We start from the raw sequence: 17076 nt of genomic DNA on the forward strand, positions 1-17076 counted from the left end.
AACTTGGATGCGCTATTCGTCGCAACGTAATGAAACAGGGGGCGCCATGAAAATCGGGAGCGGGATCACCGTCGTTTCATCCCGATTCCGATCCAGTTTTGGGCGCGAGTTGCCGAAATGATCCATTACAAGGAAATCATTGCAGAGCACGGTGGTGACCGCGCAAGCTTTTTAAGCTTTGATAATGAGGATGATCAACTCCATCTCCTCCCATACGCGACGTTGACAGCCGCGCGGGGCTCCGACGAACTTTCGGCATTGATCGGCGTTTATGAGTGGCAGGGCGGGCCGCTTTTCATGCTTGTAAACGGCGATGCGCTCGGCAGTGATAGCGTTAAGCTGAGCCGCCTGCGTCGCTTGGTTGCGATGCGCGGCGATGCTCCTTATCTGGCGGTCGCTGAGGCAAGTAGGCTCACTTTTTACGGCGTTGGCCTTGATGATAATTCGCCGATGGCTATCGATGGCGAATTGGACCATGTCCAACTCCTCATCCCGCATATTGTTAATAGACGTCCAGGGTTCGCTTCGAAACAGCGATGGATAAGCGATGTGATCCTGAAACTTCTGACCGAGGCGCTTGATGCCTTGGTCGCGCTTGGGATTGACAATGGCAACGCGATTTCGCTGGCTGGCCGCGCCTTATTCACACGTTTTCTCGCTGATCGCCATTTGTTGAACGACGAGGTCATTGCAATCGGGCCATCCGGTGCTGGCTCGCTGTTTGATACGCACGACAGTGTAGTAAAAATATCCAATTGGCTGGACGACACTTTCAACGGCGATTTCCTGCCGTTGTCGGAGACAACAATCAGAACCTTTCCAGCAGAAGCATTTCAAACGGTCGGTAACATATTGCGCCGAGCAGAGAGCGGCCAGCTTCAGCTCGATTGGAGCGAGGACTGGGCGAAGCTAGATTTTGCACACATTCCGGTTGGTGTACTGAGCCAAGCGTATGAGCAGTATCTCGGCACCCATCAAAAGGACAAGCAAAAGAAAGAAGGCAGTTTCTACACGCCTCGGCACATCGCCGACCTTATGGTGCATGCGTCATTTGCCGCTTTGAAACGCGACGGCAAAGCACACACTGCCAAGGTACTCGACCCCGCAGCGGGTGCAGGCGTTTTCCTGATTACAGCGTTCAGGCAGCTGGTCAAAGAGCGTTGGCAGCATGATGGCAAGCGACCCGGCACCAAGGTGCTGCGCGAAATACTTTACGGACAAATCCGCGGCTTCGACATAAACGATTCCGCTCTGCGCTTTGCTGCGCTTGGGCTTTATCTTATGTCCATCGAATTAGACGCTGCGCCAAAACCAGTCGAAAAGCTAAAATTTGAGCGGGACCTTCGCAAAACAGTCATTTTTGAGCTTGGCAACGACAGTGACTCAGAGGGATCTGAAGGTCTCGGCAGCTTAGGCGACCAAGTTGGGCAGGAACACAATGGTCAATACGACCTCGTGATCGGTAACCCTCCTTGGTCATCGATAACAAATCTGGATCAATGGCCGACGGTGATTGAGCGCGTTTCAAGGATCGCTCGTACTCGATTGAAAAATGATATGGCAGTTGCACTGCTGCCCAATGAAGTGCTTGACCTGCCCTTTGTCTGGCGAGCGATGGAATGGGCAAAACCGAATAGCCAAATCGCTTTTGCCCTGCACGGTCGCCTTTTGTTTCAACGCGGCGAGGGCATGGACAAGGCGCTCATGGCAATATGCCGATCCATTGATGTGACGGGCATCATCAACGGGGCTGAGGTCCGTCAATCTAAAGTGTGGCCAAACGTCGCTGCACCCTTCTGCCTGCTGTTTGCGCGCAATATTGCAAGCCCGCCCGGCGCGGGATTTAAATTTATCAGCCCACATCTAGAAGGCCCACTTTCTGAGAGTGGCAGCTGGAGAATTGATCCCGCTAAAACCGAGATCGTGTCAATTGACCGTCTTGAAGAGCGACCCGAGCTACTGAAAGCTCTATTCCGAGGAACGAGACTTGATCTGGAAGTTTTTGAACGCTTGTCATCTAAGGAATATCCTTCTTTCGGCGAGTATTGGCAAAGCCTACACGGAGGGACTTCAAAACAACCTAATTGCTCAGGTAAGGGTTTTGGGAAACTCTTAGAGAAAAGCCGCCTCAATCCCAAAGAAGGCGGTCTCCCAGGTTACTCGGCAGATATGCTGCTTGATCTACCCGTTCTGGAGCACTGTAATTTTAAAGGTGTTCTTCTTGAAACTTCTAAATTTAGGCCGTTCCGCCAGCTATACAAGCCACGTGTACATCGGCGGGGCCAAGCGAATTTGTACAAAGGGCCAATGCTCTTGGTGAAAAAATCGCCTAATGCGTTGCACGGACGCATTGGAGCCGCCGTTTCTTTGACAGACCTTGCATTTAATGAAACTTATTATGGCTATAGCGCTCACCTGCAAAGTTCAGCTGCTGAATTGACCAAATATCTGTGCCTAGTAATCAGCAGTAAAATTGCACTTTGGCATGCCTTGATTACCAGCGGCGGTTTCGGCGTTGAACGGGAGGTAGTGGAGAAGTTTAATATCCAAGAGACCCCCCTTCCAAGATTTGACAATTTGAGCGCTGCGAACCGCGAAAAAGCCGCTTCGCTTTTTGCTGAGCTCGCTGAAGGTGAAACGCCCGAGCGATGGAAAAGCACGGACGAGTGGGTTGGCTCGTTGTTCGACCTGACACCCGATGACGTTCAAACAATTTCGGACACTTTGGCCTATGGCTTGCCTTTTAGCGACCACAAGGATGCAGCCCGAGCGCCAACCTCCGCCGAGTCACGAAAGCTATTTGCTGATCGCCTTGATAACGAACTGAAGCCTTGGGCAGAACGCTTCGGTCGAAAGCTTGCAGTTCAACCCATTGCGTCGCCGACCCTTTCGCCTTGGCAGTTCGTGGCAATCTCCGCCAGAGTTAATGAGGTTGGACAAATTGACGCTGCCCTTTTGCAATCTATGCAGCAGGCTGCTGATACCTTATCTTCAAGCGAAATCATCTACCGCGATGAACAAAGCGATTGCCTGTTCGTTGGACGCCTAAATCAGGCGCGCTATTGGTCAATCAGTCACGCCCGACTGGTCGCTCGTCGACTCATCTGGGAACATGTCGATTTTCTGTCGGGTAAGCTCGCCGCATGACAACGACAAAGGGGGTACCTAGGCCGGATCATATTGCCGAACTGACGAGAGGGACGCGACTACCGCTTGATCCCGTTAGAGAAGAGCATTTGAGCGTTATCTTCGAAACGATCTCATGCGCTTGGCATGAATTGCGCGGCAACGGCACCTCGACTATGCAATACAATGACGAAGCCGAAGTGAACGCGCTCCTAGATCCGCGGTTGAACCATTACTGCCAATCGCAGCCACTTTGGAAAGACTTGGTGCATTCGGTTCATCGCGGTCGAGAATCGATAAGTTATGACGGCAGCAAACTCGAACTGCGCCCCGACTTGTCGTTCATTCTTTTGCATGGAAATCGCAATTTTCCGATCGCTGTCGAATGCAAGATAATCGACCACCCGAACAGTAAAACCGTCGGGCTTTATTGCACCAACGGAATCGCACGCTTCGTTTGTGGAGATTATGCTTGGGCTAATCGAGAGGCCATTATGTTGGCCTATGTGCGCGATGACTCATCTCTTTCGTCGAGGCTCATTCCGCACCTGGCAAAAAATGGGAAGTTAAAGTCTGATCCATTGCAAACCGCTTCGCATCCGCAATCGAGAATTGATCTTCATCCAACGGTTCAGCAAACAGTGCATGAGCGGAGTTTCAGTTACCTGGCCTCTGTGGATGGCAATGATCCCGGACCAATAAGCTTGTTTCATCTCTGGTTATAAGCTGCAGTGCCGCGGCCAAATGTATGGCATCATTTTTACAATTTATCGATGACCGGGATAAGTATTGTTAGCAACGCAGCCTGCGGAAACAAGCTTTCTGAACCTAAGGCTCCTTAGCATGATTCTGCTTATGAAACCGGACTGTCGGCAGCGTCCAACCTTTCGGACATCGCGAACAAAGTTATGCTTTGCTAACTCTGTTTTTGAGTTCAGAAATCCGTTCCGAGCAGATGGCATGAACGGCGCCACCAAGCTCTTCGATCCGATCACCGAGCCACTCAAGTTCGTCTTCGGTAATCTGGTAATGCTTCGAATAGCGCGCTTTTACGTATGCTTCTTTGAGCTTTTCAAATCGTGCGCGTTCTGTCCGGGATTCACGAGGCCAAGCGTCAACTAGTCTCATGTCAATACGCTCAGCTTGGGTGCGAAGAAAGCCGAGATTATGGACATGCGGTGTGTAGAATGTGCAGACTAGCAACACACAATGATAAAGACGCTCAGCAGCTTGATGGGTGAGAAACGCAGCATCTTTCAAGCGCCCTTGGCTTTTACTAAACTTGGCGGTTTCAAGCATCCCGGCACCTGCAGGAAACCACTCCTCAAAATATTCCTTCGCCATGGCGAGTGCCTGCTCGGGCGTCTTGGGTTTCGGTACATGGAGTTGGCGCTCGTCAGCTTCGTAGAGCGCGATGCCGTCTTTGGCGACGTCCATGAAGAAGTAACGGCCATGAGCTAGGCCGTCATTCACTTCCTGTAGCGTGTGGACAATGAAGTTGACCGGCGTTTTGAGCGTCTTGTCGATGGCGAGTTCACGGGTGAGACGGTTGTCGAGCTTTAGCCAGTAATCGACTTTGTCGGTCAGGCGCTTGTCATTGACGATGATGAGGATATCGAAGTCTGAGCGGTAGCCTTTGGCGGTGTGGGGTTCATCCACCCAGCCGCCGCGTGCGTAGCTGCCGTAAAGAACAATCTTCTCGATCTTGCCCTTTTTCTTCCATTCATGCTGTGCGAGCGCCAGCGCGTCTTCGAACTCTTCGAAGATAATCGCGCGAACCCGTTCGAGTTCGCGTTGCTTGGCGGCCGGGAGATGATCAAGATCGGTGCGCATTTCGGTTCATATCGTGGAGTCTTGCTGCTGAATTGGCAAGATATATCGCGCATTCTGCTGAAAAATATTTGCCGGAAACGTCGTATATTGTAAATGCCTTGAATATATCGGGTACATGGGATATCTATGTCGTAAGCGTCGTATATTGAGTCAACCATGCCTGATCTAGCTACACAGATTTTAGAGCGCATTCCTGAAGGAATAGCCGTTGATCGGGCCAGCCTTGCTGTTGATGCCAATTATGATTCTGTTGGCCGGGTGCTGAGCACGTTGGTCAAGCAGCGCAAGCTCGTTCGCGTTGGTCGGGGCTTCTACAAAAAGGCAGTTAGCCGGAACTCGGTTTCAACGGGTACGATTGAAGAACGGATCGAACGTAAGATATCTAAGTCCAGGCGCAATGTATTCATGCGTGAGAATTTCAAGGATTTTGGAAGCTATGACGCCGTCGGTAGGGCGCTGAAAAAGAAGACAGAGAGCGGTCGGCTCATCCAGATCAGTAAGGGTATTTATGCAAAGGCAGAATATTCCAGAATTACGGGAAAACCGGCGCCGCTTGTGGGGATAAAGACACTTGCTTCGGAAGCTCTTGGGCTTCTCGGTTACAAAGTGTCTGCATCCAGTCCCGAAAAAAATTACAATCAGGGCCGCTCAACGCAGGTTCCAACGGGCAGAACGCTTGCCGTCAACAAGGCACCGCGACGCCGGATAGGATATGATGGCAAATATGTCGTTTTTGAACGCGCCCGTTAAGAAGCTTCTGGGCCGCGTTGCAGGCGCGATCGGTGTCGATGAATCCTTTGTGGAGAAGGATTTTTATGTCGTTGCGGCGATCCGGATCTTGCTGGGGTGCGCTACTGAAGATTTGAACCCGGTATTTTCAGGCGGAACTGCATTATTAAAGGCCCATAAGCTGGTCGAGCGCTTCTCCGAAGATATGGATTTCAAGCTTCATCTCTCCGAGGCGTTTACGGCAAAATCGGGTAACCAACGCAGAAACATCCTCAGTGCATTCAAAAACGACATTGTGAATGCGTGGGTTGCAGCCGGATTTACGATTGTCGATGTTAAGGCACTCGATGGAAATGGTTTCATTGCCATCTCGATGCAATATCCTTCAGTGCTTGAAACCGGTGATATGCACCCGGCACTTCGTCCTCATATTCTGGCAGAAATATCGGCTAAACCGCCCAAGCTTCCGACGCTTTCAAAATCGGTACAATCATTTGTCTTGGCCGAGCGCGGCGGCGATGCCGAAGTGCCTGATATCCAATGTATCGACCCGGTTGAAACGGCAGCCGATAAGCTGAGTGCATTTGCATGGCGCTCCATTGTTCGTGATCGCACCCATCCCAATGATGATCCTGCCATCATCAGGCATGTCCACGACCTAGCAAAGCTGGCGCCCGTTATCGAGCATAGCGCCATCTTCCCCAAGCTCCTGGCAGAGGTTATGACTGCCGATAATGACCGCGGCCAGGGCCAGATCGCAGACATGCCGCCAACGGAGCGCCTGGCGAAGATGAACGAGCTGCTAGGCTCGGATGATGCGTACAAAGCTGAATATGAAAAATTTGTTGTGGGCATGGCCTTTGCCGGTTCAGACGAAACGCCGTCCTTCGAGGAAGCTATACAAGCGGTCTCAAGATTGAGCAGCCTGTTGTCTAAGTGATCGGTCGAAACAGGCCGCGGGTTAATCGCCGATCAGCAAATCCCGACCTAAATATGCTACCGATATCAGGAGCAATAGTGCGATGAACACAAACTCGACATGAACATTTTCCGGCTGCTTGAGACTCACCGTCGCTCTCCTGATTCCACCGGGCAGTCATAGCCTTTGGTTCGCCGCCAATGCAATGCGCACCGTGAATCTGATGATTCGGGCGCGGCAGTCCAATGCAACCGTTATACTACGCATTAGCTCCGTCCTGTGATTGCCGGACAGCTGATCCGCCGACTGTTTGCAAATCGTCGCCAGACTACTCTGGTTGCAGGAAGCTGTTGCGCTTGGGCATTTTGATGTCCTTTTGATCCGCCTCACGAGGTACCCGGTGTCGGTCGCCTCCAGGACAAGAGGCAGCCCATGAGTGTCATTCCGATCCAATCGCAAGCATCAGCGCGCGGCGCGCGTATGTTGCGCACGGCGCTGGGCGTTGAGATCGGTGCGTGGCTCGAAGATGCTTCGGTTATCGAAATCATGCTCAATCCTGACGGGCGGCTGTGGACCGACCGGCTGGGTGCCGGGATTGCCGATACAGGTGTAAGGATGGCCGCCGCCGATGGCGAGCGGATCATCCGGCTGGTTGCCCATCATGTCGGCGCCGAGGTACATGGCGGGGCTCCGCGCGTCTCGGCAGAACTTCCCGGGTGCGGCGAGCGGTTTGAAGGTCTGTTGCCGCCTGTTGTGGCAGCGCCAAGCTTTGCGATCCGCAAGCCTGCCGTCGCAGTGTTTACTCTGGCCGATTATGTTGCAGCGGGGATCATGACGCAGTGGCAGGCCGATGCGCTGGCGGGTGCGGTTGCTGCACGCAAAAACATATTGGTTGCCGGTGGGACATCGACCGGCAAGACAACGCTTACCAATGCTTTGCTGGCCGAGGTCGCCAAGACCTCTGACCGTGTCGTGCTGATCGAAGACACGCGCGAACTGCAATGTGCAGCGCCCAACCTTGTGTCGCTGCGCACCAAGGACGGGGTTGCGAGCCTTTCAGATCTCGTCCGCTCAGCGCTGCGCCTGCGGCCTGACCGAATCCCTATTGGCGAGGTGCGCGGGGCCGAAGCCCTTGACCTGCTCAAGGCTTGGGGAACCGGTCATCCAGGCGGGGTCGGTACGATTCATGCCGGAACGGCGCTTGGCGTCCTGCGACGTATGGAGCAGCTGATCCAGGAAAGCGTGGTTACCGTACCACGCGCGCTCATTGCCGAAACCATCGATGTCATCGCCGTCCTCGTCCGCGACGGCACCGGGCGGCGCTTGTCCGAACTTGCAGAACTGCGCGGGCTTGATGCCTCTGGCGACTATCAAATTATTCCCATCACCCCTCAGCCCCAAGGAGATTGTTCGTGATCCAGACCATTTCGCGCGTGCGTGCGCGCCTGTCCACTGCGTTACTGGGCGGCTTCATTGCACTTTCGGTAGCCAGTCCCGCGCACGCCGCTGGTTCCTCGATGCCATGGGAAGCACCGCTCCAGTCAATCCTTGAATCCATTCAGGGTCCGGTTGCCAAAATCATGGCGGTGATCATCATCATTGCAACCGGTCTGACATTGGCATTCGGCGACACGTCGGGCGGCTTTCGCCGTCTGATCCAGATTGTCTTCGGCCTGTCGATTGCCTTTGCCGCCTCGTCCTTCTTCCTGTCGTTCTTCTCGTTCGGCGGCGGAGCTTTGGTCTGATGGACAGCTTGCCAGCCGAAGCCGTTCCGGGATTTATCGTGCCGGTCCACCGCGCGCTGACCGAGTATATCCTGCTTGGCGGCGCACCGCGCGGGCTCGCCATTGCCAATGCGACGCTTGCAGGTGCGGTCGGACTTGGTCTCAGGCTCTGGCTGGCCGGGATCGTCTTTTTCGCGATCGGCCACATGATCGCGGTCTGGGCAGCGCGGCGCGATCCGCAGTTTGTCGATGTTGCGCGGCGGCATCTGCGCTTGCCCTCCTATCTGAGGGTTTGAGCTGATGCTCTCGCTTCGCGAATATCGGAATAAGGCCGACCGGCTCGCCGATTTCCTTCCCTGGGCAGCTCTGGTCGCCCCCGGCGTGGTGCTCAACAAGGACGGCAGTTTCCAGCGGTCTGCCCGCTTCCGCGGTCCCGATCTTGACAGTGCAACACCGTCGGAACTGATTGCGACCACCGCGCGGCTCAACAGCGCTTTGCGGCGTTTGGGTTCTGGCTGGGCGATCTTTGTCGAAGCCGTACGGCGGCCTGCACAGGACTATCCTGATGACGTGTTTCCAGATGAAGCGTCGGCGCTGGTTGAAAGTGAGCGTTATGCGCAATTCGCTGCGGAAGGCGCCCATTTTGAAAGCCGCTATTTCCTGACGCTCCTTTGGATGCCGCCTGCTGAAGATGCCGCACGCGCTGAAAGCTGGCTTTACGAAGGCAAGGCCGAGAAAGGCATAAATGCCTACGAATTGCTTGATGGCTATATCGATCGCACAGACCGGCTGTTACGATTGGTCGAGGGATTTTTCCCCGAGGTCGCCTGGTTGAATGATGCTGAAACGCTGACCTACCTGCACAGCTGCATATCGACGAGAGTCCAGCACGTGCGCGTGCCCGAAACACCGATGCATATCGATGCGGTGCTTGCCGACGAGCCGCTGACCGGCGGGCTGGAGCCGCGTCTGGGCGCGGCGCATCTGCGCACGCTCACCATCGTCGGTTTTCCGAGTTCGACCTTTCCCGGCCTTCTCGACGAACTCAACCGGCTTGCGTTCGCGTATCGCTGGTCGACCCGCGCGATCATGCTCGACAAGACCGATGCGACAAAGCTCTTGGGCAAGATAAGGCGGCAATGGTTTGCCAAGCGCAAATCTGTTGCCGCGATCCTCAAGGAAGTGATGACCAATGAGGCATCGGTTCTGGTCGATAATGATGCCTCGAACAAGGCCGCCGATGCTGACGCGGCTCTGCAGGAGCTCGGCGCTGACCATGTTGGCCAGGCTTATGTTACCACCACCGTCACGGTGTGGGACGAGGATGCTGCACTTGCTGCCGAGAAGCTGCGCCTGGTAGAGAAGGTCATCCAGGGCCGTGATTTCACCTGCATAGCCGAAGGCATGAACGCGGTCGAGGCGTGGCTCGGATCGCTTCCCGGCCATGTTTACGCAAATGTCCGGACACCACCGATTTCTACGCTCAATCTGGCTCACATGATCCCGCTGTCGGCCATGTGGGCCGGACCGGAACAAGACGAGCATCTGGGTGCTGCTCCGCTCTTTTATGCACGGACAGAAGGCTCGACCCCGTTCCGGTTCTCCCTCCATGTCGGCGATGTCGGCCATAACCTGGTCGTTGGACCGACGGGTGCCGGCAAATCGGTGCTGCTTGCGCTGATGGCGCTTCAGTTCCGGCGCTACGCGGGCGCTCAAGTGTTCGCATTCGACTTTGGCGGCTCGATCCGCGCTGCAGCCCTTGCCTGTGGCGGTGACTGGCAGGATCTGGGAAACAGTCTATCCGAAGACAGCACAGGCGCCGTACTGTTACAGCCGCTGGCGCGGATCGACGAGCCTGCCGAACGAAACTGGGCGGCAGAATGGCTTCAGGCGATCCTTGGGTCCGAGGGCGTGCTGGTCGATCCGGCTACTAAGGAGCATCTCTGGTCGGCACTGACCTCGCTTGCCACCGCGCCGATCGCTGAGCGGACACTGACCGGGCTTGCTGTCCTTCTCCAGTCGCAAGCTTTGAAGCAAGCGCTTGCATCCTATTGCATCGGCGGGCCGTTCGGACGGCTGCTCGATGCCGAGAGCGAACATCTGGGGGAAGGCACATTCCAGGCGTTCGAGACCGAGGGACTGACAGGCTCGGCGGCAGCGCCCGCTGTGCTTTCCTATTTGTTCCACCGCATCGAAGGCCGGCTCGATGGCTCACCGACAATGATCATCATCGACGAGGGCTGGCTCGTGCTCGACAGCCCCGCATTCGCGGCACAGCTGCGCGAATGGCTGAAGACGCTGCGCAAGAAGAATGCGAGCGTGGTGTTCGCCACCCAGAGCCTTGCCGACATCGAAGCCAGCGCAATAGCGCCGGCCATCATCGAAAGCTGCCCGACCCGTATCTTCCTGCCCAACGAGCGCGCTGCCGAACCGCAGATATTGAACATCTATCGCCGCTTCGGTCTGAATGACCGGCAGATCGAGATCATCGCGCGCGCCACCCCCAAACGCGATTATTACTGTCAGTCGGCGCGCGGCAACCGTTTGTTCGAGCTTGGCCTCGGCGACGTGGCGCTCGCCTACACCGCAACCTCCTCGAAAGCCGATCAGCTGGCGATTGCCGAATTGACGCAAACGCGCGGTGAAGAGGCATTCGCAGCCGCCTGGCTGCGTCATCGCGGCCTCGCCTGGGCTGCTGACATTCTCGAGCCCTCAATCCCTGTTCCACCCGCCCATATGGGCCAAACCAAGGAGTAGCCGCCATGAAATCCCCCAATTTGAGTCAATTGCTCGCCGCCGGTGCATTTGTGCTGTCGGTAACCGTGACCACGCTCGCGCCCCTACCCGCTTGTGCCCAGTTCGGCGGGATCGTTTACGATCCGACCAATTACTCGCAGAACATCCTGACCGCTGCGCGGACGCTCGAGCAGATCAACAACCAGATCCGCCAGCTGCAGAACCAGGCAACCTCGCTGATCAACGAAGCACGCAATCTGCAAAGCCTGCCGATGACAATGCTCGATCCACTCCAGCAACAGATCCGCCAAACCCAGCAGTTGCTGAACCAGGCACAGGGTATTGCTTATGATGTCCAGAAGGTCGAACGCGAGTTCGGGCGTCAATATAAGGACATCGACCTTACAGGTTCGCAGCGTGAGCTGGTCCAGCGGGCTCAGGACCGCTGGCGCGGCAGTGTCGCCGCCTTCGAAGACGCGCTTAAGGTTCAGGCAGGCGCCGTCAGCAATATCGAAGGTGCGCGGTCCGCGGTGCAGAACCTGGTCACCGCGAGCCAGTCGGCAACCGGTGCGTTGCAGGCAGCACAGGCCGGAAACCAGCTGCTCGCGCTCCAGTCGCAGCAACTCGCGGACCTCACCGCAACCGTCGCCAGCCTCGGTCGCGCGCAGTCGCTTGATGCCGCCTCCGCCGCAGCGGCAAAAGCGCAGGCACGCGAACAGTTGCGGCGGTTCCTCGCACCCGGACGCGGTTACACGCCTGCCAACGCTCAGCTGTTCCGGAACTGAAGCAGTGGACAATAAGCTCTTCGCACGGATCGGAGCGGGCGCGTTCGTCGCCGTCGCTCTTACCATGTCGCTGCTTCAGCTGCGCGAAGAGCCTGCTGAGCCGTTGCCTGAAATCGTCACCATCTGGGAACCGGATGGTGATCCGCTGCCCGGCCAATTGCGCGCCTGTTCGGCGATGGGCGAACTGGCGCTGTCCGCTCCCGAATGCCGCGCGGCCTGGGCCGAAAAGCGGCGGCGGTTCCTCGGGAGGTCGGACAAAGCTGGCGCTCCGCAGAGTGATAAGGGTTTCTGACATGGGTGGCACCGGCGTCGTCGACCGTTTTCTCGATATCTTTTCGCGCTACATCGATAGCGGTTTCGGGCTGCTCTCGGGTGAGGTCGCGTTCATTGCGACCACATTGATCGTTATCGACGTGACGCTCGCTGCTTTGTTCTGGTCCTGGGGCGAAGCCGACGACGTCATCGCCCGGCTCGTAAAGAAGACCTTGTTCGTCGGCATCTTCGCCTACATCATTGGCAACTGGAATAATCTCGCCCGCATCGTCTTCGAGAGCTTTGCAGGCCTTGGTCTGAAAGCCAGCGGTACCGGATTTACCGCAGCAGAATTGCTGCAACCAGGCCGGGTCGCTCAAGTCGGACTCGATGCTGCGCAGCCGCTTATCGTCGCGATCTCCGACTTGATGGGGTTTGTGAGCTTTTTTGAAAATTTCCTGCAGATCATCATTCTTCTGCTCGCCTGGGCGATTGTCATCATCGCCTTCTTCATCCTGTCGATCCAGCTGTTCGTCACATTGATCGAGTTCAAGCTGACGACGCTCTGCGGGTTTGTGCTCATCCCGTTCGGTCTGTTCGGCAAGACCGCGTTCATGGCCGAACGCGTGCTCGGCAATGTCGTGTCGTCGGGCATCAAGGTGCTGGTGCTTGCAGTCATTGTTGGAATCGGCTCGACGATCTTTACCGAGTTTACCAGCGCGATCACGGGCGATCCGACCATCGAAGACGCGCTGTCGATCGTGCTGGCCAGCCTGGCGCTGCTTGGCCTCGGGATCTTCGGCCCGGGTATTGCCAATAGCATCGTATCGGGCGGACCGCAGTTGGGCGCAGGTGCCGCGGCTGGGACCGCTTTGCTTGCAGGCGGCGCAGCGGCGGGAGCGGTTGCTGGTGCAAAGCTTGCAGGCGGCGCGGTTGCCAGTGCTGCTTCCAATGTCGCACATGGGACCGCCCGCGCTTCTGGTGGCGCAACGATGGCTTATGCGTTGGGTTCTGCTGGCAAATCAGGCGCGGCCGCAGTTGGATCTGGGATGGCCGCAGTTGGCGATGCCGCTATCGGCTCAGCCATGTCACCCTTACGCAAATCCGCAGACGGGATGAAGCAGTCGTTCCGCGAGGGCAGCCGCGCCGCGATCACCAACACCGGCGGCACGATTACGCCCGGTCCAGACACGCCGCCCGCTTCCCCGGCATCTGCCGACGCAGGCCAGCCTGCCTGGGCAAAGGCGATGAAGGACCGGCAGGCCATCACCCATGGCGCAACCATTGCTGCCCACACGCTGAAGGCCGGCGATAGCCATGGCGGTGGCGCTTCCATCGACACATCTGAAAAGGACTGACGCCATGTTCCAACGCCCGAGCATCCGGTACGGAAAGACACCCGAGCCCGAAACACCCTATCAGCGCGCCGCTAAAGTTTGGGACGACCGCATCGGATCGGCGCGCGTTCAGGCCAGGAGCTGGCGCTTTGCCTTCTTCGGCGCCCTTGGTCTTTCCACTTGCCTGACCGCCGGGATCATCTGGCAGGGCGCGCGCGGCTCGGTCGTGCCCTGGGTGGTCCAGGTCGACAGGTTCGGCGAAGCGCAGGCAGTGGCGCCTGCCGATGCCGGCTATATGCCCTCCGATCCGCAGATAGCGTTTCATATGGCTCGGTTCATCGAGCAGGTTCGCAGCATTCCCGAAGACCCGGTCATCGTCCGGCAAAACTGGCTGCGAGCCTATGATTTTGCAACCGGCAAGGGTGCGCTTGCGCTCAATGACTATGCACGAACCAACGATCCGTTTGCGCTCATCGGCAAAGAACAGGTCGCGGTCGATGTCACCAGCGTCATCCGGGCTTCGCCGACCAGCTTTCGCGTCGCGTGGGCCGAGCGACGCTACCGCGACGGTAGCCTTGCCGAAACCAGTCGATGGACGGCGATCCTGACCATCATTGTTCAGACCCCCCGCACCCCTGATGCCCTGCGCCGCAATCCGCTCGGCATTTTCGTCAACGCCATCAACTGGTCGAAGGAACTCGGATCATGATCGGATATCTTGCCCCCCGAAATCATATTTTTGCCATTGCTCTGCTCGCTGCGGGCACCGCGCCTGCAACATCTGCGCTGGCAACGGGCAAACCCGCATCGCAGGTGCCCCATTCGGCGCACGAAGTGATCGCGATCCCCGTGCCGCTTCCGCTTCCCGGCCAACTCAAACAGCTTCCGCAGGCGTCTCCTCCCCGGCCTGCGGGCCGCTCCCGTTCGTCCCAGCGTTCCCCCGCGCCACGGGACAGGGTGGGAGCGGCAAATACCGCCGCACGGATCGAGCCGTATGAACAAGGCTTCGTCAATGCGATCCAGTTATACCCCTTTACCGAGGGCGCGCTGTATCAGGTCTATGCCAAGCCCGGACAAGTCACCGACATTGCGTTGCAGGAAGGCGAGCAGCTGGTCGGTGCCGGACCGGTCGCGTCCGGCGATACATTGCGCTGGATGATCGGCGACACCTTAAGCGGCAGTGGCGCGGCAGCGCGCGTCCACATCCTTGTAAAACCGATACGGTCGGACATCACCACCAATCTCGTGATCAATACTGACCGGCGTACCTATCATCTCGAGCTGCGCGCCAATCCGAGCGTTTATATGGCCTCGGTGTCCTGGAGCTATCCGCAGGACGAACTGATTGCGCTTCGCCAGACACGCGCTGAAGCCGCGCGTTCCGCACCCGTCGCTGCTGGAATGGATCTCTCCAGTCTCGACTTCCGCTATGCGATCGGCGGCGACAAGCCCCAATGGCGGCCGCTCCGTGCCTTCGATGACGGTGTGCGGGTATTTATCGAGTTTCCTGAAAGCATCGCACAAGGCGAGCTACCGCCACTTTTTGTCATCGGTGCCAAGGATGAAGCCGAGCTAGTCAACTACCGGGTATCGGGCCGCTATATGATCGTCGACCGTTTGTTTGCGCAAGCCGAGCTCAGGCTTGGCGGGCGCAAGGGCCAACAAAAGGTCCGCATCATATCCAACCGGCGGGGGCAGAAATGAACGGCGACGACCAGACAGGTCGGGCAGAAGCGCCAGCCGCCGATCCTGAGGCAGCAGTCAGGCTGCGGGGCGAGCCGCCGCGCGTGATGCGTCTGTCGCGTAAAGCCATCGGTACTGTATCAGCGTGCGCGTTTGCGATTGTAGGCGGCGCACTGATCTACGCTTTGCAGCCCCGGGACGGCAAAGAAGCAGAGGAACTGTTCAATACCGATGGTGTGTCGGTTGCCGACAATCTCGCAGGCGCGCCTAAGGACTATAGCCAAATACCAAAACTCGGGCCCCCTTTGCCCGGCGATCTCGGAAAACCGATTCTCGATGCCCGGCGCCGCGGCGACATCGCCGAATTGCCGCCCATCGGTGCCCAACCGACAGCTTCAGTCAATCCTGCCGCCAATGCCGCCGAGTCGGCGCGTCAACGCGCCGAGCAGGAGCGCGAGGCCGCGCGCGCCAGCCGCTTATTCTTCGGAGGCGGGTCGCAAAGTGAAGGTAGCGCCGGACCTGCCGTGCCTCTGCTGCCTGGTGAAGCGCCACCTGCAACGTCTGCGGCTGCACCGCAGACCGATGCCGTTAAGCGACAGGCATTTCTCGACCGCGCAAGTGACCAGCAGACCGTCTCGGCGGAGCGGTTAACCGGACTTGGGTCGCCTTCGATCCTGCAAGCAGGTTCGGTCATCCCGGCCGCTTTGATCTCAGGCATCCGCTCGGATCTGCCAGGGCTGGTGACCGCGCAGGTCACCCAGAATGTCTATGACAGCCCGACGGGACGAACCGTGCTGATTCCGCAAGGCTCCCGGTTGATCGGCGATTACGACGCTGACATCGCGTTCGGCCAGAACCGTATCCAGCTCGTCTGGAACCGGCTGATCCTGACAGATGGCCGGTCGATTGTGCTCGAACGCCAGCCGGCGTCCGATCCAAATGGGTTTGCCGGTTTAGCAGACCGAACAAATTACCATTGGGGCGGTGTATTGAAGGCAGCTCTCATATCGACGTTGCTTGGCGTTGGCTCGGAGCTTGGATCTGGCAATGACGGCGATCTTGCGCGTGCCGTTCGCCGTGGGATGCAGGACAGCGTCAACCGAACCGGCGAACAGATCGTCTCGCGTGAATTGAACGTCAGGCCAACACTGACCATCCGCCCGGGTTTTCCGGTGCGCGTGCTTGTGACTCGTGATCTGGTTTTGGGAGATGCACGTTGACCCGCCTGACACTTGCCGACCTCGAAGACGAAAAGCCGGTCCGGCTGACAATCGAGGTGTCTGCCCGGCTGCATCGCACGTTGCTCGCCTATGCCGTCGCACTTAATGGCGGCGATCCCAAAAACGCGCCAGCGCCGGAGCGACTGATCTCACCGATGATCGAGCGTTTCGTCCTGAATGATCGCAGCTTTGCCAAGTCACGCCGATCATTACGGTCCGATGGCCCCGCTCAGTCAGAATGATGCGAGATGATCAAACTAAGTCCATCCCATCATCTGCGAGCGTATAAACTACCACGATACTGACAGGTGCGTAATGATTGCCTGAAAGGTCAAGTTATGAGACATCCCGAAATCAGCAAAGATCAAGTCTTTGTCGCAAATGACCGGGTACTGGTACGCATGTCCAGGCTCGCGCTAAAGGTACCAGTGCACATCCCAACATGTGCTTCCAACGCCCGGTTATTTCGGTATTTGACCGACCGGAAATTATAATCGGTTTATAAGATGGATCGCCGATTACCGGTCGGTCATTCTGTCATTGCGACAGATCGAGTCGCATTTCAACGTGAAGGAGTGATGACATGAAAGACGTGGAACTTCGTGAAGACACCGTGATCGACCTTGGCCAGGCCTCGGTCGAAACCAAGGGTGACGCCATCTTCGAAAGCGATGGCAGCGGCGGCAAGCTGGTTTATGCAACCGGCATCGCCAACGACTGAACCAGACGGGG

General features: G+C 57.2%; 17 protein-coding genes. 16 read left to right on the forward strand and 1 reads right to left on the reverse strand.

Features of this window, described 5'->3' with window-relative positions:
• Nucleotides 1-117 precede the first annotated feature (117 nt).
• Both EUU23_RS10595 and EUU23_RS10600 read left to right on the forward strand, forming a co-directional pair.
• Complete coding sequence (locus tag EUU23_RS10595) at nt 118-3147, forward strand: N-6 DNA methylase (RefSeq protein ID WP_160354085.1); 3030 nt, start codon at nt 118-120, stop codon at nt 3145-3147.
• A complete protein-coding gene (locus tag EUU23_RS10600) occupies nt 3144-3851 on the forward strand; it encodes a hypothetical protein (RefSeq protein WP_160354086.1) in 708 nt (235 codons plus the stop codon). Before EUU23_RS10595 ends, EUU23_RS10600 begins: the two co-directional genes overlap by 4 nt.
• Before the next feature lie 181 nt (nt 3852-4032).
• Here EUU23_RS10600 and EUU23_RS10605 read toward each other — a convergent pair whose 3' ends face one another.
• Nucleotides 4033-4959 (reverse strand): HEPN domain-containing protein, encoded by a 927-nt coding sequence (locus EUU23_RS10605; protein ID WP_160354087.1) that lies wholly within the window; start codon nt 4957-4959, stop codon nt 4033-4035.
• A gap of 156 nt (nt 4960-5115) precedes the next feature.
• Between EUU23_RS10605 and EUU23_RS10610 the strand changes: the two genes are divergently transcribed.
• The 14 genes from EUU23_RS10610 to EUU23_RS10675 all read left to right on the forward strand — a co-directional run bounded on the left by EUU23_RS10610 (nt 5116) and on the right by EUU23_RS10675 (nt 17065).
• On the forward strand, nt 5116-5709 hold the full coding sequence (locus EUU23_RS10610; protein ID WP_160354088.1) for a DUF6088 family protein: 594 nt from the start codon (nt 5116-5118) through the stop codon (nt 5707-5709).
• A gap of 49 nt (nt 5710-5758) precedes the next feature.
• Nucleotides 5759-6628, forward strand: a complete 870-nt coding sequence (locus EUU23_RS10615; protein ID WP_343032715.1) for a nucleotidyl transferase AbiEii/AbiGii toxin family protein — start codon at nt 5759-5761, stop codon at nt 6626-6628.
• A gap of 411 nt (nt 6629-7039) precedes the next feature.
• Nucleotides 7040-8023, forward strand: coding sequence for a P-type conjugative transfer ATPase TrbB (gene trbB / locus EUU23_RS10620; RefSeq protein WP_160354090.1), 984 nt, complete (start codon nt 7040-7042; stop codon nt 8021-8023).
• 17 nt (nt 8024-8040) lie between these two features.
• Nucleotides 8041-8352 carry a TrbC/VirB2 family type IV secretion system protein gene (locus EUU23_RS10625; RefSeq protein ID WP_425505123.1) on the forward strand — a complete coding sequence of 104 codons (312 nt, stop codon included), beginning with the start codon at nt 8041-8043 and terminating at the stop codon, nt 8350-8352.
• Nucleotides 8352-8627: a VirB3 family type IV secretion system protein gene (locus EUU23_RS10630; protein WP_160354092.1), complete on the forward strand. Its 276-nt coding sequence runs from the start codon at nt 8352-8354 to the stop codon at nt 8625-8627. Before EUU23_RS10625 ends, EUU23_RS10630 begins: the two co-directional genes overlap by 1 nt.
• Before the next feature lie 4 nt (nt 8628-8631).
• Nucleotides 8632-11088, forward strand: a complete 2457-nt coding sequence (trbE, locus tag EUU23_RS10635; protein WP_160354093.1) for a conjugal transfer protein TrbE — start codon at nt 8632-8634, stop codon at nt 11086-11088.
• A 5-nt stretch (nt 11089-11093) separates the two neighbouring features.
• Entirely contained in the window at nt 11094-11852 is a 759-nt protein-coding gene (trbJ, locus tag EUU23_RS10640; protein WP_160354094.1) for a P-type conjugative transfer protein TrbJ, read from the forward strand.
• Between the two features lie 4 nt (nt 11853-11856).
• The gene (gene trbK-alt / locus EUU23_RS14300; protein WP_160354095.1) at nt 11857-12144 is read left to right on the forward strand and encodes a putative entry exclusion protein TrbK-alt; all 288 of its coding nucleotides are present in this window, start codon (nt 11857-11859) and stop codon (nt 12142-12144) included.
• Between the two features lies 1 nt (nt 12145).
• The gene (gene trbL / locus EUU23_RS10650) at nt 12146-13462 is read left to right on the forward strand and encodes a P-type conjugative transfer protein TrbL (RefSeq protein ID WP_160354096.1); all 1317 of its coding nucleotides are present in this window, start codon (nt 12146-12148) and stop codon (nt 13460-13462) included.
• A 4-nt stretch (nt 13463-13466) separates the two neighbouring features.
• A complete protein-coding gene (gene trbF, locus EUU23_RS10655; protein ID WP_160354097.1) occupies nt 13467-14150 on the forward strand; it encodes a conjugal transfer protein TrbF in 684 nt (227 codons plus the stop codon).
• Nucleotides 14147-15145, forward strand: coding sequence for a P-type conjugative transfer protein TrbG (trbG, locus tag EUU23_RS10660; protein ID WP_160354098.1), 999 nt, complete (start codon nt 14147-14149; stop codon nt 15143-15145). Before trbF ends, trbG begins: the two co-directional genes overlap by 4 nt.
• A complete protein-coding gene (locus EUU23_RS10665) occupies nt 15142-16344 on the forward strand; it encodes a TraB/TrbI/VirB10 family type IV secretion system protein (protein WP_160354099.1) in 1203 nt (400 codons plus the stop codon). Before trbG ends, EUU23_RS10665 begins: the two co-directional genes overlap by 4 nt.
• Complete coding sequence (locus tag EUU23_RS10670; protein ID WP_160354100.1) at nt 16341-16586, forward strand: DUF2274 domain-containing protein; 246 nt, start codon at nt 16341-16343, stop codon at nt 16584-16586. Before EUU23_RS10665 ends, EUU23_RS10670 begins: the two co-directional genes overlap by 4 nt.
• 341 nt (nt 16587-16927) lie before the next feature.
• Nucleotides 16928-17065: a benenodin family lasso peptide gene (locus EUU23_RS10675; RefSeq protein WP_160354101.1), complete on the forward strand. Its 138-nt coding sequence runs from the start codon at nt 16928-16930 to the stop codon at nt 17063-17065.
• Nucleotides 17066-17076 lie beyond the last annotated feature (11 nt).

The organism is Sphingorhabdus profundilacus, from assembly GCF_009769755.1.
Taxonomy (GTDB): Bacteria; Pseudomonadota; Alphaproteobacteria; order Sphingomonadales; family Sphingomonadaceae; genus Sphingorhabdus_B; species Sphingorhabdus_B profundilacus.